Source organism: Ensifer adhaerens, assembly GCF_000697965.2.
Classification (GTDB): Bacteria; Pseudomonadota; Alphaproteobacteria; order Rhizobiales; family Rhizobiaceae; genus Ensifer; species Ensifer adhaerens.
Genome location: NZ_CP015881.1, coordinates 1613717 through 1636381 on the forward strand (window position 1 = coordinate 1613717; position 22665 = coordinate 1636381).

The following is a 22665-nucleotide window of genomic DNA, read 5'->3' on the forward strand; positions in this document are numbered from 1 at the left end:
ATGGCACGCAAGGCTCAGCTCCGGCCGGATCCCCGCGGCCGCCTTCTCCTCGTCATCGGCGCCTTCGCGCTCGTCTTCGGCCTCATGCTCGCGCGTCTCGTCCAGCTCGGCGCCGCCGACTACGAGCGCACCGGCTACATACCGCCGCCGCCGTCGCTCGGCCGTCCCTCGATCCTTGACCGCAACGGCAATCTGCTGGCGATCGACGTGCCGAGTTCCGGGCTTTACGCCGAGCCTCGACTGATCGTCGATGTGGACGAAGCAGTCGAGAAACTGACAGCGATCTTCCCTGATCTCGACGGGCGCGACCTCTATCGTCGGCTGAAGAGCGGTGCGGCGTTTGCCTGGATCAAGCGGCAAGTGACGCCGGCCGAAGAGCAGGCCGTCTGGAACGCCGGCCTTCCAGCGATCGGCTTCCAGCGCGAGAAACAGCGCTTCTATCCCAACGGCACGCTTGCCGCCCACGTGCTCGGCGCGGTCGATATCGACAATATTGGCATCGCCGGCATCGAGCGCTGGATCGAGGGCCAGGGGCTGGAGGTGCTTCGCCAGAGCGGCATGGATCTCTCCCATCGCAACCTCGAGCCGGTGAGCACGACGCTCGATATCCGCATCCAGCATGCGCTCGAGGTCGAGTTGCGCAAGGCGATCGCCAAGTTCAGCGCCAAGGCCGGGGCCGGCTTGGTGCTCGACGTCACCAATGGCGAGATCCTGGCGCTCGTTTCTTACCCGGATTTCGACCCGAACCTGCCCGTGGACGCGCTGAAGCCCGACCGTATCAACCGCATCGCCGCCGCCACCTTCGAGATGGGCTCGACCTTCAAGGCACTGACGACGGCCATGGCGCTCGATTCCGGCCAGTTCACGCTCCGCTCCGTCATCGACGCCAGCAAGCCGCTCGCCTTCGGCCGCTTCCGCATCAACGACTACCGCGGCCAGCATCGACCGCTGACGGTGCCGGAGGCCTTCATCTATTCGTCAAACATCTCGATGGCGAAAATGGCGATATCCGTCGGCCCGGAGAACCTGCAGGCATTCCTGACGCGCTTCGGGCAGATGTCGCGGCTGACGACGGAACTGCCCGAAAGCGCCCATCCACAATTGCCGCGACGCTGGGGCGAGATCGAAACGGCGACCGCCTCCTACGGCCACGGCATCGCCGTGACGCCGCTGCAGGCGAGCATCGCGGTGGCGGCGCTCGTCAACGGTGGGCGCCTTATAAGGCCAACTCTGATCAAGGGTGCGGCGCTCGACGAACGCATCATCGCGCGCAATCTGATCAAGCCGGAGACCGGCGAGGCGCTGCGCTATCTGCTGCGGCTCAACGCCAAGACCGGCTCGGCAAAGAAGGCGGAGGTCAAAGGCTATTTCATAGGCGGCAAGACCGGCACCGCCGAAAAGGTGGTCAGCGGGCGCTACTCGAAGGAGCTGAACATCACATCCTTCATGGGCGTCGTTCCCGTCGACAATCCGCGCTATCTGCTTCTCACTTTGCTCGACGAGCCCAAGGGTCTGAAGGAGACCTATGGCTTCCGCACCTCCGGCTGGAATGCAGCACCGCTGGGCGGCGCGGTTTTCGAACGGATCTTGCCGATGCTTGCGCTCATGCCCGATTTCGAAATCGCAGACGTCAGCTTCCCCGAGATCAGCAGCCAGGGCGCCTTTGGCTCCCAGCTCTTTCCGTCTCCGACGAACACAGGCGAGCGCAACAGCGGCGCGATCGACGGAGCGCTTTGATCCCTGCCGCCGCGGCAGGCAATGACGCGCGAGCCGGCAACCGAACCGTCGGCTATGCTTCAAGGAAAGCGCGGGAGAAACCCGGTTCGGTCACTTCGATCGTTCCATCCGGGAGCTTCAGAAAGCGCTCGATGGCGGTGCCGTAGGTTCGCATCCAGCCGTCGAGCATCGCAGCCGCGCCGTCGAGGTCGCCGGCCTCCTGTCGCTGCAAGGCCTTGTGCATCACTTTGGCGACACTCAGCCGCAGTTGCAGCAACATCAGGGCGGAAGCTTCCGGATCGGGCGCATCGAGCGTTCCGTCCGCGTGCCCACGCCGCAGCATTTCGGCGACCAGCGGCAGGCTGACGGCCATCAGCGCCTCGTCGATACGATGATAGAGCGCGACATTTTCGGGCTTGAAGAGGGCGTTGAAGCTGTTCTTCAGCTGCGGCGCCATGTCGAGCTTCAGCCGCCGCGAGCCGGCGAAAAGCGCATTCAGCTGGCCGACTGCATCGAGCGACGGATCTTCGAAAAGCGGCTGCAATTCCTTCAGGTTCCGCTCAGCCAGGCGGGTCGCGACCGCCTCCAGCAAGGCCTCCTTCGAGACGAAATAGTGGTAGAAGGCGCCCTTGGATAGATTGGCCTCGCGGATGACGTCGTTGACCGTCGTATTCTCGTAGCCGTGCAGAAAGAACAAGCGCTCGGCGCAATCGATCAACTCGTTCGATCGGACTTCCGGCGATTTCTTCGTTCTGACCATGAGCGCTCCCAGGACGGCGGCTTAGCACGGGTTTGCGGCGCGGTCCACGACGCTCCTGAAGGTCGAGGAAATCGGCAGCCTTGAAACAAACCGACCGTCGGTCTATTTATACAGAACGGATTGGAAGCGTTCAAGGAGCGTCTCGTGCGGCTCACTCGTTATGCAATCGGAGCGGCCGTTGTCGTTGCCGTCGGTGCGGCAAGCGCCTGGTATTTTCTTCGCCCGGTTCCCGTCTCCGTCATTTCGCCGAAACGCGGCGATGCGGCGGAGATCATCTATGCGGATGGCGTGGTGGAGCCGCGCACCTGGGCGAAAGTCACCCCGACGGTCGCCGAGCGCATCGTCGAGCAGTGCAATTGCGAGGGACAGCGTGTCGCCAAGGGTGACGTGCTCGCCCGCCTCGACGACACCGAGGCACGGGCGGCGCTTGGCGAACTACAGGCGCGGCTGACGCTGGCGCAGGAGGAATATCGGCGCAAGCTGGCGCTCGCCGAACGCAGCACGATCAGCGAACAGGAAGTCGACCGGGCGCGCAGCGAACTCGGCCAGCTCGAAGCGCTCGTCGCCGGCCGCCAGGCGCGGCTCGCGACCTATGTGCTGCGCGCACCGAGCGCCGGCCAGGTACTCAGGCAGGACGGCGAGATCGGCGAGGTCGCGGATCTCGGCACGGTGCTCTTCTGGGTCGGAGAGCCGAAACCGCTGATCGTCACCGCCGACGTCAACGAAGAGGATATCCCGCGCGTCGAAGTCGGCCAGAAGGCGCTGCTCCGATCGGATGCCTTCCCCGACCGCAAGCTGGAAGCGACGGTCGACAGCATCACGCCCAAGGGTGATCCGGTAACGAAGACCTATCGCGTGCGCTTTCGGCTGCCCGACGACACGCCGCTTCGGATCGGCATGTCGACCGACGTCAACATCATCGTGCGGGTCGCCAATGGCGCCTTGATCATCCCGACCGTGGCGCTGGAAGGAGCGAAGGCCGCCGTGATCGACGGCAATCGCGCACGGATCCGAGAACTGAAAACGGGCATCCGCGGCGCCGACGGCGTCGAAGTCCTCTCCGGCCTCAAAGACGACGCGCGCGTCGTCTCGCCCTTCCCGACCGGTCTTGCCGATGGCACGCGGGTGAAGGCCACCCCTTCGCCGGAGAAATGAGCCCGCCATGCGCCTCATCCTCGACATCGCACTGACGCACATCACCGGCCGAGGCCGACAGACGATCGTCGCGATGCTGGGCGTGGCGGTCGGCGTCGGCTTCTCCATCGCCATGGCAGCGCTGATGCAGGGCGGCCAGGACGACTTCGTTCGCCAGCTCGTCGACACGATGCCCCATGTGCAGGTGACCGACGAGCAACGCACGGCGCGCCGCCAGCCGGCGGAAGACCTGTTTAGTGCCGCGGCCATTTCCGGCCTCAGGCCACGCGACGACCGCCGCGGCATCATCAACCCAACGGCAGCGCTCTCCTGGCTCGACGGCTGGATCCCCGGCCGCTTTGCAGCCACCCTCAGGGCGCAGGGCGTCCTTCGCTATTCCGGTCAGGAGGTCGGCGCCGCCGTCATCGGCATCGATCCGCAGGCGGAGCCGCGGGTCTCGCCGATCATCGGAGATTTCAGGGCGGGCAGCTTCGCCGCCCTTGCCGCCGGCGGCAACAATGTGGTGATCGGCGATACCATGGCCTCCCGGCTCGGTGCCAAGATCGGCGACACGATCACCGCCGTCTCTTCGGAAGGGCTCAGCCGCCGCTTCAAGATCGTCGGCCTCTTCCACACCGGCACGACGGCGCGCGACGAGGGCGAGGCCTATGTGCTGCAGAAAAACGCCCAAATCCTCTCAGCCCGGCCCAACGCGATCAACGTGATCAACATCAAGCTCGACGATCCGAACGCCGCCCCGACCGTCGCCCGGCGTATCGAGGCGGAACTCGGCTACAAGGCGATCGCCTGGCAGGAGGCCAACGAGTCGATCCTCGAGGCGCTCGTCGTGCGCAACGTCATCATGTACACGGTCGTCGCTGCGATCATGCTGGTCGCCGGCTTCGGTATCTTCAACATCATCTCGACGATCACGCACGAGAAGGCGCGCGACATCGCCATCATGAAATCGCTCGGCTTCACCGAGACCGACATGCGCATCCTCTTCGTGCTCGAAGGCGTGGCGATCGCGACAGTCGGCACGCTTGTCGGCTGGGCGTTCGGCTTGGCAATGATCTATGGCCTTTCGCTCGTCCGCTTCGAGCTCGCCGCCACCGGCCAGGAGATGACCCGGCTACCGATCGCCTGGAGCATGTTGCACTATCTGATCGCCGCCGCTTTCGCGCTCGGATCGGCAGCGGTTGCCGGCTACCTGCCGGCGCGGCGCGCGGCCCGGGCAAATCCCGTCGATATCATCCGGGGCGCGACATGAGCACGCTGATCGAAACCAAAGATTTGACGCGGATCCTCAGGGAGACCGTACCTGTCACGCTGGTGAAGGACATATCGCTCACCATCGGCGAGCGGGAATTCGTCGCTGTCACCGGCCCCTCCGGTTCCGGCAAGTCGTCGCTCCTCTATCTGCTCGGCCTGCTCGACCGGCCGACGGGTGGCACGCTTATGATCCGCGGTCGCGACACGGAGCGAATGGACGAGAACGAACGGGCAGCCACGCGGCTCGCCAATATCGGATTCGTCTTCCAGTTCCACTTCCTGTTGCCCGAATTTACCGCCCGCGAGAACGTCGAAATTCCCATGCGCAAGCTCGGCCGCCTCGGCCGGAGCGAGATGCGTGGGAAGGCAAGCGAGCTGCTTGGGGCACTCGGGCTTGCCGATCACCTCGACAAGCGGCCCGATCAGCTCTCGGGCGGCCAGCGCCAGCGCGTGGCGGTCGCCCGTGCACTCGCCAACGACCCGCCGCTGATCCTCGCCGACGAACCGACCGGCAGTCTCGACAGCACGAGCTCCGAGCAGGTCTTCAGGATCCTGGAAACGCTGGTGCGCGAAGAGGGCAAGACCGTGGTCGCGGTCACTCATGACCTGGATATGGCCGCGCGCATGGACCGGCGCCTTCATCTCATCGATGGGCACCTGACCACGGAGACGATCAATGCCGCGCGCCAAGACGAAGGCGCAGCTCCGGAGGCCTGACGAACGAGGCCTCAGCCGAAGACGAGATCGCTTTCGGAGAGAACCGAGAGCGAGCTATCCTCGATCAGAATGCCTTCGGTTTCCGAGCCATTGAAGGAGACGAACACGCCATCGGCCGTGTCGCGCGCTGCGGCAAGGAAATCCGCATAGCTGTGAATACCCGTTGTGTCCTGGGCCTCGTGGGAAAAGGCGATGCGGTCACCCTGCCGGCCATCGAAATCGAGAATGCGATCGAGGCCCACCTCGCCGGAGGTTTCCGACGACCAGTAAAAGGTGTCCGCGCCGCGGCCACCCGTCAGCACATCACTGCCGTTACCGCCGCTCAATCGGTCGTTCTCGGACCCTCCATCGAGGAAATCCGCCCCGTCGCCGCCGAAGAGCTGGTCGTTTTCCGACGCGCCCGTCAGCTTGTCATCCCCGCCGCGCCCCTCGAGGATATCGTTGCCGCTCGAGGCGTAAAAAGTGTCGTTGTCGTCGCCGCCGCGCAGTACGTCGTCGTAGCCCCCGCTCGAAACGTTGAAATATTCGATACCGGTGAACGTCAGGCCGGTATGGGTGACACCCCGTGCCGCGTCGAAGTCCATCGCCTCCGGCAGGCCGCCATAGTTGAGGTTCAGGAGGTCCCGGCCTTCACCGCCATCGACCTCGCCGACGTAGCGGGCATTGATCGTGTCGTTGCCCGCGCCGCCGCGCAGGATCGACGCAACACCGAGGCTGCCACCGCCGGGGAAGGTGTCCTGCAGCCAGTCGTCTCCGGCGCCGCCATCGAGCACGTCGCTGCCGCCGGTATTGGCTAGCGTGTCCATTCCGTCGCCGCCATAGGCCACATCGTCACCGGCGCCCGTGACGATCGAGTCGTTTCCGGCACCCCCGTGAATGTAATCATTGCCGTCTTCGCCATAGAGCGCATCCCCTCCGGCGCCGCCCTCGAGGTGATCGTTTCCAGCGCCGGCCTCGACCACGAGATAGGTCAGATCGCCGGCGATCACCCGATCGTTGCCGCTGCCGAGCATGAGGCTCGCCTCCTCGATGCCGCTAATGACGGTGCCGGTCGAGGCCCCTCCGGCGGAGAAGTCGACCGTCAGGTCGCTCGTGCGCTGCGTTTCCTTGATCCATAACCAGTCCTGGCCCGCCCCACCGTCGATTTCTGCCGAATACAGCGTCGAGGTGATCTGATCGCGGCCGTCACCGCCAAACAGGCGATTGGCGCCGAGCCCGTCGATGATCGTATCGTCGCCGACACCCGCGTCGACGAAGTCGTTGCCGCCGCCGGTCTGGATGACATCGGAAAGCGTACTCCCCAGGATCCGGTCGTTGCCGCTTCCCGTCGTCACTTCGATCTTTTCGATGCCGTCATAGGTGACGAAGATATGGCGCTCGCCCGATGTCTGATGACCGATGATGCCGTGGCCGTTTTGCAGGTTGAAGACGACGGGGGCTTTGGCGGCGACGAGATCGATAGCCAGCGTATCGGTGCCGCTGCCGCCGGAGACGGTGCTGCCGGTACCGATGAGAACGAAGCGGTCGTTGCCGGCGCCGCCATTGAGACGATCGTGACCGCCGCTGTTGGTTATGAGATCGTTTCCGCCACCGGCGTAGACGACATCGTTGCCGGCGCCCGTCGAGATGTTGTCGCCTGAGGCGGTGCCGGCGATCCGGTCGTCGCCGCTGCCGGCAAGCACCCGCAACCACTCGATATCGTGGAAGAAGACGTGGCGCCCGGCGAGCGCAGGATCTCCGACATAACCGTGGCCGGACCCGCCGTTGAACACCATGCGCTCGGAGGTTTGTGAGAAATCGACCACGAGACCATCATAGCCGGCCCCTCCGGTGACCGCACCGCCGGTCCCGTTCAGCACGATCTGGTCGTCGTCGGCACCGCCGTCGAGCCGATCGTAGCCGCTCGAGCTTATCAGGGTATCGCGCCCGCCGCCGCCGCTGACGAAATCATCGCCAGCGCCGCCGTCGATCGTGTCGGCGCCGAAAAGCCCCCAGATGCGGTCGCTTTCCGCGGTACCCTTCAAAACGTCGTTCCCATAGGAACCTACGATCCTCGCCATGCGATCACTCCCCTTCAAACAATTTTCAAGAATACTTTGCCACGGAAATATCGACACTTCTATGCGGACTGTATTTATGTAAACTCGTAAAGCAATACCGAATAAATACTCGAAATACTGGCAATATAATTCGAGATTTATATTAGTTGTTTCGCGCGTATATTTTCATCCTCGGCGCCGTGCGTCCCTCGGCGTGAGAAACACGCGTGCGAGCTTTTCGGGAAAGAAGGCCACGAGCCTCGATAGCCGGTCGCTGCCGGACACGACGGCTTTGCCCGAAGTTCGGGTGGTGGCTTATGGGAGGTGCCGACCTATCCCTGCACCGGCGCGGCTGCCCAGCGCCTGGTCGCTTCCGCTGCATCGTCAAAGCTTGCCTCGAAGGCTGCGGATGCGAGCACAGCGCGAATGTGGAGCGTTTCGCCGCCGACATTTGCAAACCCGTGCCGACGCAATTTCGGCACGATCAGCGATTGATTGCTGGTGAGGATGAAACGTTCGTCGTCGATCCACATTTCCGCCTGCCCCGCCACCACCGTCAGCACCTCTTCGACGGGATGGCTATGGGTGGGCGCGCCGGCGCCGGGCGCGATCCATTGTTCGAACAGGCACAATCCGGAAGCGCCATTGAGCGCGGAGATGAGCATGCGGGTCTCAACCCCCGGGCGCCACATCTCGATCGGCCAGTCTTCATGCGCGACAGCTCCCATGACGTGCTCCCCGCCGATGAAATCCGGCCAGCAGTTTATCAGGTTGAACCAATCGACACGACCGATCCCGCTGAGCGCTCAAGGGCATTTGATGCCTCGCCTTATCGATAGCTGGGCAAAAGGAAGGGGCGGCGCGGAACGCCACCCCTCCCTGAGAGACTACAGTATGAAGACCGCCTACGGTCAGTTGATGACCTGGACCACCGTTCTCGACTGCGGCTCGACGATCACGCGGTGGTCATTTACGACCGCATAGGCGTAGCGCGGATTATCGGGTACGGGCGTCAGGACGACGGCTTGCGGGATGGGTTTACCGATCACGACCTGCTCCTGCACGACGACCGAAGGCGGTGCGGGCTGCTGTTCGACACAGGTGATGACTTCCGGCGGCGGCGGCGTCAGCGCTCCGCCGAGCGCGCCACCGACCACGGCACCCACACCGGCACCGATCGGCCCGCCGACGACGGCACCCGCGGTTGCGCCGCCAACGATGCCTGCGGCCGTGCCGGCTTTCTGGTTGGCATCCTCAGCAAATGCGGATCCTGCCATCAAAGAAACAACAGCCGCGGCGATTATAAGCTTCTTCATGATCTAATCCTTTCGTTTGATCACCACATCAACTAAAAGAATAATAATTTGTTCCGAATCCACGCTAATTTCAGCGCATCACGCTTGATAAATTTCATTAACAATCAATGTATGATCGACATCAACGCCATACAATTCAAAGAGGCACCGACCATTATCAATTCTATAGTACAAATAGCAGAGAATCACCCTCTATGTGACTGAGACGCCTTCGTGCGCTCTCAAGGCAAACCCATCTGCCCCGCCACGCTTTCTGCCCGCACCGCCCATCAGTCACGGGGCAACCGGCCAAGAAGCAGTTTGTTCCCTTCCCTGTTGCCGCAGCGTACGCATTTCAGCGCCGGGCCGATGGAATTGAGAGAGACGCCCCATCCGCGCCTGTTTGCAACAAGCCGGCGATCGATCCGCCCCTGGTGTCGACATTTCCCGCATTGCGCCACGAGCACGTACCATTCCGGCAAGAGTTCCAAGGTCGCCCCGTCAACGGTGGCGTCTTCGCGCGGCATCAGGTCGATGCTTCGACGATGCCTCATGTTCATTCCTCTCGAAGCTTCGGCTCGCTTCGCCCGTCATCCAGCTGCCGGGCCTTGAGCGGCCCGCTCCTTCGTCAGCGTGCGGAACCGTCGAGCCGAAGCGAAAGCTGGACACCGCCACGCTTCAGCCGCGGCAACGGCGGCGCCATGTCGATGCGGCCGAAGGTGCGCTTGCGCCATTCGGCCTCGCGTTCCCGCTTCTTTCGGGCGGCCGCAACGGCGGCCATGGCGCGTTCGATCACTTCTTCCGTGTGGGTCATGGTCTCCATCCGACTCATGGGAACCTCCGCTTTGTTCTTGTTATGTTCTTATTTTAGCGTTCCAATGTCAACTCCCCTCATGAGCCCGGACGAATCGCCCTTGCCGTATCGAGGCTTTCTGCGTCGCTCGGCGCCGGGCGCAGGGTCTGATCGGCCGAAGCCAAGGCGACGATGGGCAAAAGAGCGGCTTTTTCGGCCACCCGATTTTCCTTGTTTTCCAGCGGCCGGCGACCGGTCCTCAGCGCCGCCTCATTAACCTTCGCATTGCCGAATTAACCATTTGTTAACCATTTGATCGATACACCGAAGCAACGGAAAATTTACCAAGATGAATGATGTGTTAACCGAATCCCGGCCGATCCGCCTCAAGGGGCGATCCTTCCTTGCGCTAGCGCTGACCCCCGAGCTTCCGCTCGAGGATTGGCTCACCCGCCTCGACCATCTCGCCTCCCGCTCCGCCGGTTTCTTCCTGCGACGCCCGGTCGTGCTTGATGTCGACGGCCTTGATATCGACCGGTCGCAACTGCGCGAACTCGTCGACCAGCTCGGCAAGCGCAATGTGCGCATCATGGGCATCGAAGGCGCGCGCCAGTCTCTGCTCGGCGCTGACCTTCCTCCCGCGATGACCGACGGTCGCCCGGCGGCGGACTACGAAGCCAAGATGGCGGAACAGGCCGAAAAGAGCGAGACGCCGGAAGCGGAAGCAGCCGCGGAAACCGTGATCACGGCAGAACCGCTTGCCACCAAGGCGACGCCGTCGATCGTCGTCACCCAGCCGGTGCGCTCCGGCCAGTCGCTGTTCTTCCCCGAAGGCGACGTGACGATCATCGGCTCGGTCGCCTCGGGCGCCGAAGTCGTCGCCGGCGGCTCGATCCACATTTACGGCGCGCTGCGCGGCCGGGCGATGGCCGGCACCACGGGCAATGCTTCGGCGCGGATCTTCTGCCGCAAGCTCGAAGCGGAATTGATTGCGATCGACGGCTTCTACAAGACGGCCGACGACATGGAGCAGAATCTGCGTGGCAAGTCCGTGCAGATCTGGCTCGACGGCGAACAGCTGAAGGCCGGAACGCTCGGTTAGGCCGAGGCAAGGAAAGGTGTGGATGCTTGCCATCCGCATCTGGTGATTCAGGTCGATCCGGCCGGGGTCACGAGGACGTAGGCGAAGGCGAATTCTTAGATACTTGGAGAGACGAATGGGCAAGGTAGTCGTAGTTACATCGGGCAAGGGCGGCGTCGGCAAGACGACGTCCAGCGCCGCACTGGGCGCCGCACTCGCTCAGAACGGCGAGAAAGTCGTCGTCGTGGACTTTGACGTCGGTCTGCGCAATCTCGACCTCGTCATGGGCGCGGAACGCCGCGTCGTCTATGACCTGGTCAACGTGATCCAGGGCGAGGCCAAGCTGTCGCAGGCGCTGATCCGCGACAAGCGCTTGGAAACGCTCTATCTGCTGCCGGCCTCCCAGACCCGCGACAAGGACAACCTGACGCCGGAAGGTGTCGAGAAGGTCATCGCCGCCCTTCAGAGCGCCTTCGACTGGGTCATCTGCGACAGCCCCGCCGGTATCGAGCGTGGCGCCACGTTGGCCATGCGCCACGCCGACATCGCGATCGTCGTGACCAATCCGGAAGTCTCGTCGGTGCGCGATTCCGATCGCATCATCGGCCTGCTCGATTCCAAGACGCTCAAGGCGGAAAACGGCGAGCGCATGGAAAAGCACCTGCTGCTTACCCGCTACGACCCGGTACGCGCCGAGCGCGGCGACATGCTGAAGGTCGACGACGTGCTCGAAATCCTGTCGATCCCGCTGATGGGCATCATTCCGGAAAGCGCCGACGTGCTGCGCGCGTCCAACGTCGGTTCGCCGGTCACGCTGGCCGACACCCGCTCGGCCCCGGCGCTCGCCTATTTCGAGGCGGCTCGCCGACTGAAGGGCGAGGCCCTGCCGATCAACATCCCCGGCGAGAAGCGCAGCTTCCTCGGCAAGATCTTCGGAAGGAAAGCGGCATGAACCTTTTCCGTTTCTTCTCCCGCACACAGTCAGCGCCGGCCGCCCGCGAACGGCTGCAGGTGCTGCTCGCCCATGAGCGCGCATCCGCCGGCGATAGCGATCTCGTCACCAAACTGCGCGACGAAATCCTCCAGGCGATCTCCAAACACATGCAGATCGACGACGACAAGGTCCGCGTAACGATGGAACGCGGCCCCCAGGTCTCAACGCTCGCCGTCGATATCGAGATCCCCTTCGACGCAAAGAAGGCGGCCTAAGGGCCGCCAACTTATTTGGGAAGCAACGTTCCTCTCGACCGACTTCCTGTTTTCAGATACGGCAGCATCCAGCGGGTACTGCCGTATTTTTTTTTGTTTGAGACTAGTACTCCGGGGCGACACCGAAGACGAACTCCACCTTGTCGCCCGTCATGTTGAAATATTGGTGATCGAAACCCGCCGGAAGCCGTCGCGCGGGTTGAGCTCGAACCAGACCTGGCTTTCGGCATCGGGCACATGGATGTTCAAGATACCCGACACCAAGTAGAGGCATTCGTCACCCTTGTGGCGCTCCATGCCGGTGCGTTTTCCCGAAAGCAGCGTCGTCTTGCCGACGGTGAGCTGATCGGTCGCGCAATAGAGGCCGGTATAGGCGCCCTGCGTTTGCCGATCGAGGCTTAAGAGCAGATCGGCATCGCGCATCGAATGGATTGTCCTGGCCTTCCGCTGGGCGTCGGCGTCCATCGGCCAGCGACCGATGGACTCGCTCTGGCCATAGCGCGATTGCTCGATCTCGATATACGGCTTGGTGCGCGCATAGGGGCCTGACGTGCCCTTGGCCGGCGGCGGCGCGAAGAATTCCAGCACGCGGACCTGCTCGTTGCCAAGGTTGAAACCGTGGTGCCAGGTTTCCTTGCGGAAGAACAGCGCCTCGCCTTCCTTCGCGATGCAGAATTCACCCGTCTCGGGGTTGGCAAGGCCAAGTGTACCGCTCAGCACGTAGAGAACCTCGTACGCCCCGAAGATCGCGGGAGGCCATCGTATGCTTGAAGCAGCCGCCGGGCTGCATGAAGACGATCTGGTGAATGCTTTCCGTCGAGGCGTAGATCCAGCCGTCAACGAGACCGGCATTTTCCTCGCCCCAGAGATGCCGCGTGACGCCGGCATAGGGGATGTGGCTAGGACGATCAAAGACAGGACGGGGAGACGGCTTGTATCCCATTGGTAAACTCCTTGGTTCTGGGCGCGAAGCGGCGCGCCGATGTGTGTGGGGGGGGGGGGGGGGGGGGGGGGGGGGAGGTCAGTCTGCGCCGTCTCGCCGACGACGGTCGCCCGTTTTGCGACCGTCCTTGGTTTCGATGACTTCCGCGACCTGAAGGCGTTCTTTCAACAACACCTGCGAAATGCGCGGATGGTCTCCGCCTCAGCATAGAACACTCACGCGGCCTGTTGCGGCAGCGGCCCGACATAGAGCGAACGCGGCCGGATAAGGCGGCCTTCCAGCGCCTGCTCGCGGGCATGGGCGATCCAGCCGACGGTGCGACCGATCGCGAACACGCCGGTGAAGGCGTCGCGCGGGAAGCGCAGCGCATCGAGCAGCAGCGCCGTGTAGAACTCGACGTTGACGTCGAGCGGGCGGTCGGGCTTGCGCACCTTCAGGACGGCGAGCGCCGATTGTTCGACCTCTTCTGCCAGTCGAATGCGATCGCGGTTGGCCGGATGCGCAGCGATCAGTCGTTTCAGCGCGCCCTTCAGCGCATCGGCGCGGGGGTCGCGGACACGATAGACACGGTGGCCAAAGCCCATCAGCCGTTCGCCGTGGTCGAGCGCGTCGGAAAGCCAGGCCTCCGCATTCTCAGGCGTTCCAATCGCGTCCAGCATGTCGAGCACCGGACCAGGCGCGCCGCCATGGAGCGGCCCCTTGAGCGCCCCGATGGCGGCAAGCACCGAAGAGGTGAGACCGGCCTTGGTGGAGGCGACCACGCGTGAGGCGAAGGTCGAGGCGTTGAGGCCGTGGTCCGAGATCGTCACCAGATAGGCGTCGAGCGCCGCCACTTCTTGTCTGCTCGGCACCTTGGCACAGAGCATCGCCAGGATATCGGCGGCGTGCGACAGCGCCGGCGTCGGCGCGACCGGAGCTTCACCGCTCTTCATGCGCAGCGCCGCCGGCAGGAAGACGGCCGGCGCGGCGAGCAGACGTAGGGCCGTATCGAGGTCCTCCCCATCCGGGAGCCGGGCGATGAGCGCGCGCATGATGTCGACCGGCGGCAGTTCCAGCAACGCATCGTCGATGGCGCCAACATGGGCGAACACTTCCGCTCGCTTCTCACCCAGCCGCTTCGCGAGTTCAACCCGGTCCGGCATCGGCCCAAGCAGCCCCTCGAACAACAGCGCCACGACATCCTCATAGCTTGCGTGGCCGGCCAGGTGATCGAGCGAGACGCCGCGGATGATCAATTGACCCGCCTCGCCGTCAACATGGGAGAGCTGCGTTTCGGCGGCGACGACGTCTTCAAGTCCGTTCTTCATCATCAAGTTTCTCCTTTACGCCGAGGATGATCCGACCTAGACCTATTGACGTCAATCTTGATGCTATTGATCAACATGAATACACTCTGGATCACCGCCGAAGAGGCGCTCGCCAAGCTCGGCAGCAAACGGCAGACGCTCTATGCCAATGTCAGCCGCGGCCGCATTCGCGCCAAGCCCGACCCCGCCGACCCGCGCCGCAGCCTCTACCAGGCCGACGACGTGCACCGGCTGGCCGAGCGCCACGCCGGCAGGCGGCAGGCGGCGGTCGTGGCGGCCGAGACGATCCGCTGGGGCGAGCCGGTACTGCCAACGACGATCTCCAGCATCGCCGGAGGGCAGCTCTCCTACCGCGGCAGCAACGCGATCGAACTTGCCACCACAGCGACCCTGGAGGAGGTCGCCGCCCTGCTCTGGCTGACACCGGCGGCGGTTGTTGTTCCAGCGCGCGATCCCGGCAGCAGCCAATCGCGGCTAGCAACGACCTTTACGCTTCTCGCCGGGCGCATCGAAGCCGACCTGCCGGCGCTCGGACGCAGGCCCGCCATCCTGAAGGCCGAGGCCGCCGAGGTGCTGGCGACCGTTGCCGCCGGACTTGCGCCGTCGCGGGAAAATGTGCCGCTGCACGAGCGCCTGGCGCAGGGCTGGGAGCGGCCGGAGGCGGCGGAGCCGATCCGCCGATGCCTGGTGCTGACGGCGGAACACGAGCTCAACGTTTCCGCCTTTGCAGCACGGGTCACCGCGTCGTCCGGCGCCGCACTTTCCGCCGCCACACTTTCGGGGCTTGCCACCCTCACCGGCCCCAGGCACGGCGGCGCCTGGCTGAGCGTCACGCGGCTTGCCGAACAGGCGGCCGTGGGCGGGGTGCGCGAGGCGATCCGTACCATGCTGTCTTCGGACGGCGTGGTCCGGGCTTTCGGCCACCGGCTCTATCCGGACGGCGACCCGCGCGCGAAGGCCATCATGTCGAGCTTCGACGTGCCGCCGCTCTATGCCGCGCTGGCCGAGGCCGGCGAGGAACTGCTCGGAGAACCGGCCAATCTCGACTTCTCTCTGGCGGCGCTCGCTGCTGCCTATGATCTACCCGATGACGCGCCGATGGTGATATTCGCCCTTGCACGCACCGTCGGCTGGCTCGCGCACGCAATGGAACAGGTCGTCAGCGGCGATCTGATCCGGCCGCGCGCCCACTATGCCGGATCGTAGCTCCTCCTCCGCGCCCTCAGCCCTAAGCTCGATTGACTAGAAAAGGCGCGGGCGGGCGGCCGCAAAAGGGCCACAATACGCGCCTGGGGAAAGAATATCCGTCAATCTGGAGCGAATTGGCCTTTATTAAATAATGTTAATGAAGCGGATTTCCGGAGATGTTTGCCGAAATATTACGCGTTATTAACATGACGGCGGCGCATGGAAGTAATACCTTCATTTTCGAGACTGAATATTGCCGGCGACCGCTTCGGCCGTGACGCGACAATAGGAGACAGCCTCGAACGGAAGCGCGCGGCGCTTCCTTCAATTCAGGAGATGCAGTCATGCGCTCGCCTTTCAAGACCACCACCATCGCAACCGTCGCCCTCGTTCTCTTAAGCGGTGCCGCCTTTGCTGCCGATCACCACGATTTCGGCCGCGACAACGACAAGGGTGCCTATACCGGCGATTACTACCAGGGCATTTTCGCCCAGGACGACATGGCAACCCCGGCCATGCCGGTCTACCGGACACCGACCCACATGGCATCGACGCGGCTCGATCACGTCGTGCATGAACTCCGGGTCGACAACCACCGCATCAAAGCCGACCGCGAACAGGGCAAGCTGACGGCAGCAAACTACCGGAAGCTTGAACGCGAAGACGGTGCTGTGCGCGCCGACGCCGTCAAGACCGCCGCCGCCCATCACGGCATGCTGCCGGCCCAGTCCTACGCCCGGCTCCAGGGTGACGTTCGCCATCTCGACCGCGACATCGCCCGAATGGCTTGACCGACACGTTGAGGCTCACCCGTCTTCGGGTGAGCCGTAACCGATGGGGCCGGGCCCGCTCAAGGGCCTGGTCCTTCGGCAACCAGACCGCCCCTTAATCCAATGCCGGCCGACGGTGCCCGCAGACCCGACCTGCCTCGGGCTGCGTCCGGCCAAGTTCGTCCGGCAAACAGGCAGCGAAAGGAACAGGATCATGTCAAACATTCTCACGAGGTATCGAGCTGCCGCCCTCCTTGGCGCAGCCGTCATCATTGCGCCCTTGTCCGTAGCAGCCTTCACAGGCCATGACGTGGCCGCTGCGGCGGCCAGTCCGGCCGTTGCAGTCCCGGCCACATCCGGCGGATCCTTCGCGCCGGTCGTGTCGGCAGACAAGCCGGCGGTCGTCACCGTGACGACCGTGATCAAGGCCGACAACGCCGGTGCGAGCGAACCGTCGCAACCGGGCGGAAATTCGCCCTTCGACGAACAATTCCGCCAATTCTTCCACGATCAGGGCATCCCCTTGCCGGACCAGGCGCCTGAGCAGCGTCAGCCTCAACGGGCCGAAGCGCTCGGCTCCGGTTTCATCGTGACCGCGGACGGCTACGTCGTCACCAACAACCACGTCATCGACAAGGCATCGAGCATCATGGTGACGCTCGACGACGGCACGCAAGTGCCGGCCAAGCTTGTCGGCGCTGACCCGAAGAACGACCTCGCAGTCCTGAAGATCACGGCGCCGAAGCCGCTCGCAACAGTTGCCTGGGGCGATTCCGACACCTTGCGGGTTGGCGACCAGGTGCTGGCGATCGGCAACCCGTTCGGCATCGGCACGACGGTCACGTCGGGGATCGTCTCGGCGCGCGGCCGCGACCTGCACAGCGGTCCCTATGACGATTTCATCCAGATTGACGCCCCGATCAACCACGGCAATTCCGGCGGACCGCTGGTCGATGCAAAGGGCCAGGTGGTCGGCATCAACACGGCGATCTATTCGCCGAACGGCGGTAGCGTCGGCGTCGGCTTCGCCATCCCCTCGGACCAGGCGCAAAAGGTCGTCACTGAGTTGATGAAGGATGGTTCGATCCAGCACGGCTTCATCGGCGTGCAGATACAGCCGGTCACGGCTGATATCGCCGACGCCATCGGCCTTGCCCAGCCTGAGGGCGCGCTCGTTGCCGGCGTCAATGGCGGAACGCCCGCCGCCAAGGCCGGCATCAAGGCCGGCGACATCATCATCGCGCTTGGCGGCAACCCGGTGAAGTCGCCGCGTGACCTGTCGCGCATGGTCGCCGACCTCTCGCCCGGCACCTCGAAGAACCTGAGCCTATGGCGGACCGGCAAGACGAAGGATGTTGCGATCACGATCGGCGACAATGCCGCAGACCAGCAGTAACCGTCGCAAGTACGTCACCGCACACCTTGCCTCCAACCAGCCCGGCCGCACCGCGGCCGGGCATCGCCATGGCATCAGTCAGGCGGCAAGCGCTCCGGTCCGGTTCTGCTCGCGCCAGGCGACGGGGCTCAAGTCGGTGACGCGGCGAAACTCGCGATTAAAATTCGATTTCGTCTGAAAGCCGGATTCCAGCATGGCCGCGGTCACCGACATGTCGGTTTCGCGCAACAGCCGGCAGGCCTCAGCAATCCGGATATCGTTGATGTATTGCGAGACGTTCTTGCCCGCCAGCCGATTGACGGCGGTCGATATCTGCCGGGCGGGCAGGCCCGCGCGCCGCGCCAGACGTGACAAGGTGAGGTTTTCGTCGCGGGCCAGTTTCTGACTGACGAGCAGTTGATCGATCCTGTCGAGGATTTCGCGGTCCTGCGGCTTTGCAACAGGATCCTCGTCGGTGACCGCGCCGGCGGCCGGAAGCGCACGCGCACGGTCCGCGACCATGGCTGTCAGCCCGATGAAGAGCAGGCCCAGCAAGTTCGCGTTACTGACGATGAGGCCGATATTCGCGCCCCTCGTCCATTCGAAATCCAGAAGGATCGCAAGATCGAAGAGCGCCGAAAGGCAGAGCGAGAACGCGGCAATGAGCAAGGCGCGGTGCGCCGCGGCCGCACCTTCGAAGCGCGCTTCCTCCAGCGCATCCGTACCGACGCGCGCCAGGTTCAGGAGCGCCAGCGCGTATCCGACATATTCGACGATCAAGGCGAAATCGATGTAGCGCGGCGCGAACAGCACGAGCGCGAACATACCGATCGTCGGCGCCGCATGGACCCACCCCGCCGCAGCAGCACTGCGCTCGTCTCTGCGGATCAGGCTGTGGAAACTCGCAAGCACCAGCGGCGGCACACCGCTCGCAAGCACCGGCAGCGCAAACTTCAACGCAGTGACGTCATAGCCCCAACGCAGCCCGACGATCACCGACTGGAGCGCACAGAGCGCCACCAGAGCGAGGAACGGCCGGTTGCGCCGCCCTGGCTCGTCGCCATGCAGCATGAACGCAAGCAGGATAAGAAGCAGCAAGGCGACGACGAACGGGAGCGGCAGAAAGATCAAGGCATGTCCTTCAGACAAAGGCGGGCAGACAAAGGCGGGCAGACAAACGGCAGGCAGGCGAGCGGCAAGCAGGCATTTCGATGGGCGGATCATTGCCCAGATCGCGATTCGGGACGACCTCAATCGCGATCGAGGACGCGGACAAGCGGGGCGTCGGTGACGATCGGCCGTCTTTTCCAACACAGCGAGATGCCCAATGCCCCTCCTCCAGTTCATTCCCGCCGCTGCCTTCCTTCTGAGCCTGGCCGCCTCGGCGCAAGCCGATGACGTCGGCGTCCGCGAGATCGACGTTGCCGCACCGAAGCGGGAACGCCAACTCGCCGTCACCGTCTGGTATCCCGCCAAAGCCGGCGGTGAGCCGGTGCTTGTCGGCGACAATCGCATCTTCGAGGGATCGCCCGCATCGAAGAACGCCCCCTTGCGCGAGGGCCGGTATCCGCTGGTGGTTCTGTCCCATGGTTCGGGCGGCCGCGTCGAGGCGATGAGCTGGCTTGCGGCCGAGCTCGCGGCGGCCGGCTTCATCGTCGCCGGCCCCAACCATCCCGGCACCACCAGCGGCGACTCGACGCCTGCCAACACGCCGAAGCTTTGGGAAAGGACGGCCGACCTCTCGGCATTGATCGACACGTTCACCCGGGATCCGCAATGGAGCGCTGCAATCGACCCCGGGCGGATCGCCGTCCTCGGATTCTCTCTCGGCGGCTCGACCGCCATGGAGATTTCAGGGGCAAGAGCGAGCCTCGAGGCCTATGCCGGCTACTGCGACAGCTACGGCAAGTGGGATTGCGCCTGGTTCGTCGGCGGCAGGGGCTATGTCGACGACACGCCGGTCGACGTCGACAAGCTCGATCTTCGCACCGTCGACAAGGCGCGTTTCGAGCAGTCGAACCGGGATCCTCGGATCAAAGGCGCCGTACTCGTCGACCCCGGCCTCGCCCAGGCCTATGTGGAAGACAGCCTCAAGGCGATCGCGATCCCGATGCATTTCATCAATCTCGGCAGCAAGGAGACGATCCCGCTTGCGGTCGCTTCCGAGCCGCTGGCGGCGCTGACGCCGAAGGGCTCCTATGCCACGGTCGCCGGAGCAGACCACTTCAGCTTCCTGCCGATATGCAAGGACGGCGCTGCCGAACTGCTTGAATCCTTCGGCGAGGTCGATCCGATTTGCGGCACGACGGAACGGCCGCGCGCCGATATTCATGCCGAGATCAGCAAGCTGACCCGCGAGGCCCTGCAGAAAACACTGGCGAATCGATAGCATCGTCATACTGGCCGCAGGGCGATGACACGCGTCGCCCTGTGCTCGGTCTGTTCGATTTCGGTCTTGCCCGGAGAGATGGCATCGTCCGAGGAGACGAGAAGCTGCCATCGCTCTGGTCCGCTGCTAGCGCTGAAACGTGAGGTGGACGGTCCCACTCTCGGCCGTTTCTGCCTTGACGGTGTAGCCGGCCTCCAACCCGCGCAGATCGTCCCAAAGACGGATACCCCGCCCGAGCAGGATGGGTGCGATCGCCACATGCAAGCTATCGACAAGGCCTGCCTTGAGATAGGCGCGCACGACCGTGGGTCCGCCGCCAATACGGACATCCTTACCGTCAGCGGCGCTCGTCGCCTGCCGGAGTGCATCGGCAAGGGACGTGTTCAGAAAATGAAATGTGGTGCCTCCGGCCATCTCGATCGGAGGCCGCGGCTTGTGCGTGAGCACGAAGACCGGGACGCGAAACGGAGGTTCTTCCCCCCACCAGCCGCGCCAGTCGGGATCGTTTGGGTGAGCGTGAAATCCAAACATGGCGGCGCCCATAATCTCAGCACCGATGTTTGAGAAGTATGACTGCGCATATTGCTCATCGACGCCCGTGGTGCCCGCTCCGGACGTGTCCTTGAACACGCGCTCCCGCATCGTTCGGGTCGCAGCATAGGCCGCAACCAGACGCGGCCAATCAGCGCCAAACGGATTTTCCGGGGTCTGATCTGTGGTTGTCGCGAAACCGTCCAGGGAAATGTTGAGATCGACACGAACTGCCATTGGCCTCTCCTAATGGTAAGGTAGATACCTTATTAATTTCACCCGAATACAAAGGCAAGTACCTTATTATCATTGACGCGTGTGCGCGGTCCGCTTTAGTGTGGCGCATGCCCTATCATTCGACCCCGCTTGACCTTGCCTTCCATGCACTCAGCGACCCGACGCGCCGCGCCGTTGTTTCACGGCTTGCGGACGGGGAGATGCCCGTGAGTGTCCTTGCCGAACCCTTCGACATGGCACTGCCCTCCTTCGCCCAGCACCTCAGGGTGCTTGAAGATTGCGGACTTATCGCAAGCGAGAAACGTGGCCGCAGCCGCTGGTGTCGACTGGAGCGGGGGCGCTTCGAAGAGGCGGCAACCTGGATGGAAGCGGAGCGACGACGTTGGGCCGAACGGCTCGACCGATTGGAAGCCTATCTGGACAAGACGTAGGGAACGGCAATGGAACCGATTTTTGAGACCTGGTCGCCCGACCGCGAAATCGTTTTGGTCAAGGTGCTGAAGCACCCGCGACAAAAGGTTTTCGCCGCCTGGATGGACCCGCAAGCGCTGGCACAATGGTATGGCCCGGCTGGCTTCAGCATCGAGAACCATGAGGCTGACATCCGTGAGGGCGGAGTATGGCGCTTCGACATGGTGGGCGAGTTTGATGGTCGGCAGCAGCGCTTCCCCAGTCTGATGCGCTTCCTGAAGATCGTGCCCAACGAATTGATCGTGGTGGACTATGGCACTGCTGAGCCCGATGACCCCGATCGCTTCTATATGACGATTACTTTCGATGAACAGGCCGACGGCAAGACCGTGCTGACCCTGCGCCAGCTTCACCCAAGTCGCGAGCGCCGCCAAGCGGTCATCGACTTCGGCGCGGTGGAGTACGGGCTGCAGACGCTTGACAGTCTTGCCGCCTGGCTCGATGGCTGACGCGGCCCGCCTGAACGTTGGTCGCCGCCTTCATGATTGACCGCTTTCAGGATTGTTCGGAGCCACGTCTGAGCTTGCGACTGACACCGTCGGCGAAGGCGTCGTCGCTCGTTCCGATCAAGTGACGGATCTGCGCGGCACCTATGGCCGAAGGAAGTCGAGAAGCTCCAAATTGAAGGCCTTTGCCGACTCGATATTGACGATATGCCGACCAGGCAGCGACACGTGCCGGCCTCGCTGCACCCGGGCGGCGATATATTCGAGGTCCGCCGGCGGGCATACCGGATCGCCGTTGCCGGAGATGGCGAGCACGGGGTTGGCAATCGCTACGATCTCCTCCCTCAGGTCCGCGCCGGCGAGCGCGGTGCAGCCGCCGATGTAGCCGTCCGTCGAGGTGGCGGTGAAGGCGCCCAGAATGCGATCGACGACTTCCGGGTAGCTGGCTGCAAACTGCGGGCTGAACCAGCGTTCGGCCGTGGCCGCGGCGAGCCCTGCGAGACCGTCCGCCCGGACGCTGTCGATGCGGGTGGCCCAGCTCTCGGGCGTCCCGATCCGCGCCGCCGTGGCACAGAGCACGATCTTGTCGAGACGTTTGCCGGCATGGATACCTAGCCATTGTCCGGTCAGGCCCCCGATCGACAGGCCGCAGAAATGTGTCCGCTCGATCCCCAGGCCATCCATGAGCGCGAGCACATCCTGGCCGAGGTCGGACAGCGCATAGGGCGGCGGCGGCGCCGAGGACTGGCCATGACCGCGGCGATCGTAGCGCACCACGCGGAAGTGGGGCGACAGATCGGCGATCTGCGCATCCCACATGGAGAGGTCGGTGCCGAGCGAATTGCAGAAGAGCAGCCAGGGCGCGTTGCCGTTCTGGTCGCCTTCGATGCGGTAGTGAAGGCGATGGCTGGACAAGTCGAGATAGGCCATGAAACAGGAACTCCAATCGGGAAAGCCGCCAGCAATGGCGGCTTTGTCGTTCTTGGCGCAAC

General features: G+C 63.8%; 23 protein-coding genes and 1 pseudogene. 13 read left to right on the forward strand and 11 right to left on the reverse strand.

The genetic code is table 11. The annotated features are described in order from the left end of the window. Complete coding sequence (locus FA04_RS26940) at window positions 1-1737, forward strand: peptidoglycan D,D-transpeptidase FtsI family protein (RefSeq protein WP_051659434.1); 1737 nt, start codon at window positions 1-3, stop codon at window positions 1735-1737. Window positions 1738-1789: 52 nt separating this feature from the next. Here FA04_RS26940 and FA04_RS26945 read toward each other — a convergent pair whose 3' ends face one another. Continuing rightward, a complete protein-coding gene (locus tag FA04_RS26945; protein ID WP_034798399.1) occupies window positions 1790-2476 on the reverse strand; it encodes a TetR/AcrR family transcriptional regulator in 687 nt (228 codons plus the stop codon). A gap of 144 nt (window positions 2477-2620) precedes the next feature. Between FA04_RS26945 and FA04_RS26950 the strand changes: the two genes are divergently transcribed. The 3 genes from FA04_RS26950 to FA04_RS26960 are packed head-to-tail and all read left to right on the forward strand — an operon-like array spanning window position 2621 to window position 5599. After that, a complete protein-coding gene (locus tag FA04_RS26950) occupies window positions 2621-3631 on the forward strand; it encodes an efflux RND transporter periplasmic adaptor subunit (protein ID WP_034798492.1) in 1011 nt (336 codons plus the stop codon). 7 nt (window positions 3632-3638) lie between these two features. Next, window positions 3639-4880, forward strand: coding sequence for an ABC transporter permease (locus FA04_RS26955; RefSeq protein ID WP_034798398.1), 1242 nt, complete (start codon window positions 3639-3641; stop codon window positions 4878-4880). After that, on the forward strand, window positions 4877-5599 hold the full coding sequence (locus FA04_RS26960) for an ABC transporter ATP-binding protein (protein WP_034798396.1): 723 nt from the start codon (window positions 4877-4879) through the stop codon (window positions 5597-5599). Before FA04_RS26955 ends, FA04_RS26960 begins: the two co-directional genes overlap by 4 nt. Window positions 5600-5610: 11 nt before the next feature. Here FA04_RS26960 and FA04_RS26965 read toward each other — a convergent pair whose 3' ends face one another. The 5 genes from FA04_RS26965 to FA04_RS36430 form a co-directional block, all read right to left on the reverse strand. Next, complete coding sequence (locus FA04_RS26965) at window positions 5611-7659, reverse strand: calcium-binding protein (RefSeq protein ID WP_051659433.1); 2049 nt, start codon at window positions 7657-7659, stop codon at window positions 5611-5613. 311 nt (window positions 7660-7970) lie between these two features. Further along, window positions 7971-8366 carry a cupin domain-containing protein gene (locus FA04_RS26970; protein WP_034798394.1) on the reverse strand — a complete coding sequence of 132 codons (396 nt, stop codon included), beginning with the start codon at window positions 8364-8366 and terminating at the stop codon, window positions 7971-7973. A gap of 183 nt (window positions 8367-8549) precedes the next feature. Next, the gene (locus tag FA04_RS26975) at window positions 8550-8954 is read right to left on the reverse strand and encodes a DUF1236 domain-containing protein (RefSeq protein WP_034798392.1); all 405 of its coding nucleotides are present in this window, start codon (window positions 8952-8954) and stop codon (window positions 8550-8552) included. Window positions 8955-9561: 607 nt separating this feature from the next. Then, entirely contained in the window at window positions 9562-9747 is a 186-nt protein-coding gene (locus FA04_RS26980; RefSeq protein ID WP_034798488.1) for a hypothetical protein, read from the reverse strand. A 77-nt stretch (window positions 9748-9824) separates the two neighbouring features. After that, entirely contained in the window at window positions 9825-9947 is a 123-nt protein-coding gene (locus FA04_RS36430) for a hypothetical protein (RefSeq protein WP_255381169.1), read from the reverse strand. A gap of 128 nt (window positions 9948-10075) precedes the next feature. Here FA04_RS36430 and minC point away from each other — a divergent pair, with 128 nt between their 5' ends. The 3 genes from minC to minE all read left to right on the forward strand — a co-directional run bounded on the left by minC (window position 10076) and on the right by minE (window position 12016). Then, entirely contained in the window at window positions 10076-10828 is a 753-nt protein-coding gene (gene minC / locus FA04_RS26985; RefSeq protein ID WP_034798390.1) for a septum site-determining protein MinC, read from the forward strand. A 115-nt stretch (window positions 10829-10943) separates the two neighbouring features. Further along, window positions 10944-11759: a septum site-determining protein MinD gene (gene minD, locus FA04_RS26990; protein WP_034798389.1), complete on the forward strand. Its 816-nt coding sequence runs from the start codon at window positions 10944-10946 to the stop codon at window positions 11757-11759. Then, entirely contained in the window at window positions 11756-12016 is a 261-nt protein-coding gene (gene minE, locus FA04_RS26995) for a cell division topological specificity factor MinE (RefSeq protein WP_034798387.1), read from the forward strand. Before minD ends, minE begins: the two co-directional genes overlap by 4 nt. 150 nt (window positions 12017-12166) lie before the next feature. On the opposite strand, the gene FA04_RS27000 is transcribed toward minE, so the two are convergent. Both FA04_RS27000 and FA04_RS27010 read right to left on the reverse strand, forming a co-directional pair. After that, on the reverse strand, window positions 12167-12904 hold the full coding sequence (locus tag FA04_RS27000) for a cupin domain-containing protein (RefSeq protein WP_156553077.1): 738 nt from the start codon (window positions 12902-12904) through the stop codon (window positions 12167-12169). Between the two features lie 270 nt (window positions 12905-13174). Beyond that, entirely contained in the window at window positions 13175-14266 is a 1092-nt protein-coding gene (locus FA04_RS27010) for a citrate synthase/methylcitrate synthase (RefSeq protein WP_034801767.1), read from the reverse strand. 75 nt (window positions 14267-14341) lie between these two features. Here FA04_RS27010 and FA04_RS27015 point away from each other — a divergent pair, with 75 nt between their 5' ends. The 3 genes and pseudogenes from FA04_RS27015 to FA04_RS27025 form a co-directional block, all read left to right on the forward strand. Beyond that, window positions 14342-15472 (forward strand): citrate synthase, encoded by a 1131-nt coding sequence (locus FA04_RS27015; protein ID WP_034801768.1) that lies wholly within the window; start codon window positions 14342-14344, stop codon window positions 15470-15472. 326 nt (window positions 15473-15798) lie between these two features. Further along, entirely contained in the window at window positions 15799-16245 is a 447-nt protein-coding gene (locus FA04_RS27020) for a hypothetical protein (RefSeq protein ID WP_034801705.1), read from the forward strand. Between the two features lie 193 nt (window positions 16246-16438). Beyond that, window positions 16439-17617 (forward strand): annotated as a pseudogene (locus tag FA04_RS27025) (Do family serine endopeptidase); the annotation flags it as partial. Window positions 17618-17698: 81 nt separating this feature from the next. Here the strand turns inward: FA04_RS27025 and FA04_RS27030 are convergent. After that, entirely contained in the window at window positions 17699-18730 is a 1032-nt protein-coding gene (locus tag FA04_RS27030) for a helix-turn-helix domain-containing protein (protein ID WP_034801707.1), read from the reverse strand. Window positions 18731-18926: 196 nt separating this feature from the next. Here FA04_RS27030 and FA04_RS27035 point away from each other — a divergent pair, with 196 nt between their 5' ends. Continuing rightward, entirely contained in the window at window positions 18927-19988 is a 1062-nt protein-coding gene (locus tag FA04_RS27035) for an alpha/beta hydrolase family protein (RefSeq protein WP_034801709.1), read from the forward strand. Window positions 19989-20114: 126 nt separating this feature from the next. Here FA04_RS27035 and FA04_RS27040 read toward each other — a convergent pair whose 3' ends face one another. Then, window positions 20115-20756, reverse strand: coding sequence for a dihydrofolate reductase family protein (locus FA04_RS27040; protein WP_034801711.1), 642 nt, complete (start codon window positions 20754-20756; stop codon window positions 20115-20117). Between the two features lie 107 nt (window positions 20757-20863). Between FA04_RS27040 and FA04_RS27045 the strand changes: the two genes are divergently transcribed. Both FA04_RS27045 and FA04_RS27050 read left to right on the forward strand, forming a co-directional pair. Beyond that, window positions 20864-21187: an ArsR/SmtB family transcription factor gene (locus FA04_RS27045; protein ID WP_034801714.1), complete on the forward strand. Its 324-nt coding sequence runs from the start codon at window positions 20864-20866 to the stop codon at window positions 21185-21187. 9 nt (window positions 21188-21196) lie between these two features. After that, complete coding sequence (locus FA04_RS27050) at window positions 21197-21676, forward strand: SRPBCC family protein (protein ID WP_034801716.1); 480 nt, start codon at window positions 21197-21199, stop codon at window positions 21674-21676. A 141-nt stretch (window positions 21677-21817) separates the two neighbouring features. On the opposite strand, the gene pcaD is transcribed toward FA04_RS27050, so the two are convergent. After that, on the reverse strand, window positions 21818-22603 hold the full coding sequence (pcaD, locus tag FA04_RS27055) for a 3-oxoadipate enol-lactonase (RefSeq protein ID WP_034801717.1): 786 nt from the start codon (window positions 22601-22603) through the stop codon (window positions 21818-21820). Between the last annotated feature and the right edge of the window lie 62 nt (window positions 22604-22665).

Coding starts and splice junctions, on each gene's coding strand:
- FA04_RS26970 (WP_034798394.1), bottom strand. CDS start 8,366: ATGGGAGCTGTCGCGCATGAAGACTGGCCGATCGAGATGTGGCGCCCG.
- FA04_RS27015 (WP_034801768.1), top strand. CDS start 14,342: ATGAATACACTCTGGATCACCGCCGAAGAGGCGCTCGCCAAGCTCGGC.
- pcaD (WP_034801717.1), bottom strand. CDS start 22,603: ATGGCCTATCTCGACTTGTCCAGCCATCGCCTTCACTACCGCATCGAA.
- FA04_RS26980 (WP_034798488.1), bottom strand. CDS start 9,747: ATGACCCACACGGAAGAAGTGATCGAACGCGCCATGGCCGCCGTTGCG.
- FA04_RS26965 (WP_051659433.1), bottom strand. CDS start 7,659: ATGGCGAGGATCGTAGGTTCCTATGGGAACGACGTTTTGAAGGGTACC.
- minE (WP_034798387.1), top strand. CDS start 11,756: ATGAACCTTTTCCGTTTCTTCTCCCGCACACAGTCAGCGCCGGCCGCC.
- FA04_RS27010 (WP_034801767.1), bottom strand. CDS start 14,266: ATGAAGAACGGACTTGAAGACGTCGTCGCCGCCGAAACGCAGCTCTCC.
- minC (WP_034798390.1), top strand. CDS start 10,076: ATGAATGATGTGTTAACCGAATCCCGGCCGATCCGCCTCAAGGGGCGA.
- FA04_RS27020 (WP_034801705.1), top strand. CDS start 15,799: ATGCGCTCGCCTTTCAAGACCACCACCATCGCAACCGTCGCCCTCGTT.
- FA04_RS26960 (WP_034798396.1), top strand. CDS start 4,877: ATGAGCACGCTGATCGAAACCAAAGATTTGACGCGGATCCTCAGGGAG.
- FA04_RS27000 (WP_156553077.1), bottom strand. CDS start 12,904: ATGCCGGCGTCACGCGGCATCTCTGGGGCGAGGAAAATGCCGGTCTCG.
- FA04_RS27040 (WP_034801711.1), bottom strand. CDS start 20,756: ATGGCAGTTCGTGTCGATCTCAACATTTCCCTGGACGGTTTCGCGACA.
- FA04_RS26975 (WP_034798392.1), bottom strand. CDS start 8,954: ATGAAGAAGCTTATAATCGCCGCGGCTGTTGTTTCTTTGATGGCAGGA.
- FA04_RS27035 (WP_034801709.1), top strand. CDS start 18,927: ATGCCCCTCCTCCAGTTCATTCCCGCCGCTGCCTTCCTTCTGAGCCTG.
- FA04_RS26955 (WP_034798398.1), top strand. CDS start 3,639: ATGCGCCTCATCCTCGACATCGCACTGACGCACATCACCGGCCGAGGC.
- FA04_RS27045 (WP_034801714.1), top strand. CDS start 20,864: ATGCCCTATCATTCGACCCCGCTTGACCTTGCCTTCCATGCACTCAGC.
- minD (WP_034798389.1), top strand. CDS start 10,944: ATGGGCAAGGTAGTCGTAGTTACATCGGGCAAGGGCGGCGTCGGCAAG.
- FA04_RS26940 (WP_051659434.1), top strand. CDS start 1: ATGGCACGCAAGGCTCAGCTCCGGCCGGATCCCCGCGGCCGCCTTCTC.
- FA04_RS27050 (WP_034801716.1), top strand. CDS start 21,197: ATGGAACCGATTTTTGAGACCTGGTCGCCCGACCGCGAAATCGTTTTG.
- FA04_RS26945 (WP_034798399.1), bottom strand. CDS start 2,476: ATGGTCAGAACGAAGAAATCGCCGGAAGTCCGATCGAACGAGTTGATC.